This window comes from Lysinibacillus sp. NPDC094403, assembly GCF_050278745.1.
Taxonomy (GTDB): domain Bacteria; phylum Bacillota; class Bacilli; order Bacillales_A; family Planococcaceae; genus Lysinibacillus.
Genome location: NZ_JBNNTL010000041.1, coordinates 1 through 2,900, shown reverse-complemented (window position 1 = coordinate 2,900; position 2,900 = coordinate 1). Strand labels below are relative to the sequence as shown.

Sequence of the window (2,900 nt, the reverse complement as noted above, 5' to 3'; positions counted from 1 at the left end):
ACACCCGTTCCCATACCGAACACGGAAGTTAAGCTCTTTAGCGCCGATGGTAGTTGGGGGCTTCCCCCTGTGAGAGTAGGACGTCGCTAGGCAACCAAAACAGTCAGCTGAGTGCTGGCTGTTTTTTTTATGGGCAATAATAATTTATTTAAATAAGACAAGAAGCCATAAAATGATAGCTTCTTGTTTTTTATAGCCATAAATTTATATAGATATAAAATGATATAAATTAATTTTTAGAGATATTAATACCTATACCTTTGGAAGACAAAAAAATGGATTTGATGGGCACCTTATATTAAAATCAAAATTGTTATTTTCCAATAACTACCTAAAATTATTATTTAATTACAAAAATAGATGTTTATTTTAAAATGATTAATAGGAGTGTGAAAGTTGATAATTTTAGATAAACCTTATGTCTCCAAACTATTGGCAGATACTATTAGAAAGCTTCGAATTTCTGTTGTTAGTTTAAATGATGTTTTTATTCCTAATGAGTCCGATATAAATTTTAAAAAGATAGAGGATTTATTAATAGAATTAGAAAATGGAAACAGTCCTATTTTATTTAACTCTGAAAATGGACTCAATATTTTATCAAGATATACACCTAATAATTATTTAACTACTGTTACAGAAATATTGAAAAATAAAGTTACATTTGGAAGGTATTGAGTAGACAGTATGAAGATTTCTTTTTTCAGGAAGTGTTACTAAGAGATTTAGAAGAAATAGATGTAAGCACAATTCCATTTCCCGTTATTGTAAAGCCAGTAATTATTGAGAAATTTATTGAAGGTGATGAATATGTCATTGATGCATATTTTTCAGAGGATGGAAAACCAATCATTTTAAATTTGTTTAAAAGAATGTTTAAGCATGAAAGAGATATGAGTAACCGAATATATTATACAAGTAAGCAAGTAATAAACGAATCTTTAATGAAAATAAATACATTCTTAAATACTATCTCATCGTTTTTTGCTTTGAAATTGATACCAATACATATTGAAATACGTCTTGATAAAGAAGGCAAAATTATCCCAATTGAAGTGAGTCCATTAAGATTCTCAGAGATTTGTACTAATGAGCTTGGTGTTTATGCTTATGGGATAAACGCATGTGAGTACTTTTTTAAACAACAAAAGCCAGATTGGGAAAGTATAGTGAGTGATATGGATAATTTCATTTACAGTTACTGTTGTGCAAAGATACACTCTCCTATTGATTGCAAGAAAGTAGAATCGATTAATCATAAAGGATTTAAAGAAAATTTTAGTGAAATTTTAGAGTATCGAAAAATGAATATTATTGATAATTCTACTTTTGCAGTCGTTTTTCATAAAGCACCTGATTTAGAGGAAAACATGCGATTATTAAATGTAGATCTAAATCAAATACTTTATATTAAAGGAATTAGCATTTGTTTAGTTTTGTTAAATAAAGACAATCTTGTTGATTAATTAAATATTAGGTGCTTCTTTGGTGAAACTTGTTATTTTTCAAAAACTTCTAGTTGTCTGAAAAAGGGATTAAGTTGTATATACAGTTAGAATAAATACTAACCTGAGTTATTGTGAAGGGATTAGGCTCTATTTTATATAGTGCTTAATCCTTTAATAAACGTAATTTCATCGAGCTTTAGAAATTCGACAAGAACTTGTATATTTTAGTTCTAATTGTTATTACTATTTCTTATAATGTGAAGATTACTTGAAAAAGGAGAGGGAGTTTTGTGGATTGATGGTGTTTTTTCTGGTGGCGGTTTGAAGGGGTTTGCACTAGTTGGAGCATATCAAGTACTAGAAGCTGAAAATTTTCGCTTTAAAAGGGTAGCTGGGACGAGTGCTGGGGCCATATTAGCTGCTTTTATTGCTGCAGGATATAGCGGAAAAGAAATCCAAACTATGTTAGAAGAGTTGGATGTACCTTCATTACTAGATTCAAGGAAAACAATCTTACCATTCCCGTTTATGAAGTGGGTTAACGTTTATCACCATTTAGGTTTATATAAAGGAAAAGCATTAGAAAAATGGTTTTTTCAAAAATTAGCTGCAAAAGGCGTTTATACATTCGGAGATTTACCTAGAGATTCGTTAAAATTAGTGGCGTCAGATTTAACAAATGGCAGAATAATAGTTTTACCAGACGATTTACAAAAATATCATATTGATGAGAAAAATTTTTCGGTTGCAAGTGCTTTACGTATGAGTTGTGGTATACCATTTTTCTTTGAACCCGTAACATTAAAAACAGGAAAGGGAGATTCAGTTATTGTAGATGGCGGTGTATTGAGTAATTTTCCGTTGTGGGTATTTGACGATAAAGAAGGTCGTAAAGTACGACCAACTATAGGGCTAAAACTGAGTAGACGTAGAGAAGAACAATGCCCGCATGTAATTAAAAATGGATTAAATTTATTTGAAGCTTTATTTTCTACTATGAAAGATGCTCATGATGAAAGGTATATCTCAAGACGGCATGAAAGAGATATTATTTTCATCCCAGTCGATGATTACAGTGCCACACAATTTGATTTAGATGAAGAGACTAAAGAAACTCTTTTAGAAATCGGGAGAAACCGTACTATTCAATTTTTAAAATCGTGGCCAAGATTTAGGTTATAAAACTTTTAAAAAAATGAAAGAAAACTATTGACGTTCTATGAAGTAGGTGATATTATATAAAAGTTGCTGTTGAACATTCAACTACAATAAAATAAAAATAAAATAACTGTTTGACAATGTATATAAAACATGTTATTATATAAAAGTTAGCTCTTAACGAAGAGATAATGATTATAAATGAACCTTGAAAACTGAACAAGCAAAACGTAATCAATAAAGTTTTTAGTAGCTAACCTTGAGTTAGTGAACGAAACAAAATTTTGGACATCA

At 30.0% G+C, this 2,900-nt stretch carries 3 protein-coding genes and 1 rRNA gene; all 4 read left to right on the top strand.

Going from position 1 to position 2,900, the window contains the following annotated elements; genetic code table 11:
- Positions 1-92: ribosomal RNA gene (gene rrf / locus ACQKMV_RS23735) — 5S ribosomal RNA — on the top strand; the annotation flags it as partial.
- Between the two features lie 304 nt (positions 93-396).
- Positions 397-678 (top strand): hypothetical protein, encoded by a 282-nt coding sequence (locus ACQKMV_RS23730; protein ID WP_427506907.1) that lies wholly within the window; start codon positions 397-399, stop codon positions 676-678.
- Positions 675-1,466, top strand: coding sequence for an ATP-grasp domain-containing protein (locus tag ACQKMV_RS23725; protein WP_427506906.1), 792 nt, complete (start codon positions 675-677; stop codon positions 1,464-1,466). The genes ACQKMV_RS23730 and ACQKMV_RS23725 overlap by 4 nt, the downstream gene beginning before the upstream one ends.
- A 270-nt stretch (positions 1,467-1,736) precedes the next feature.
- Entirely contained in the window at positions 1,737-2,630 is an 894-nt protein-coding gene (locus tag ACQKMV_RS23720) for a patatin-like phospholipase family protein (RefSeq protein ID WP_427426921.1), read from the top strand.
- The last annotated feature ends 270 nt before the right edge of the window (positions 2,631-2,900 follow it).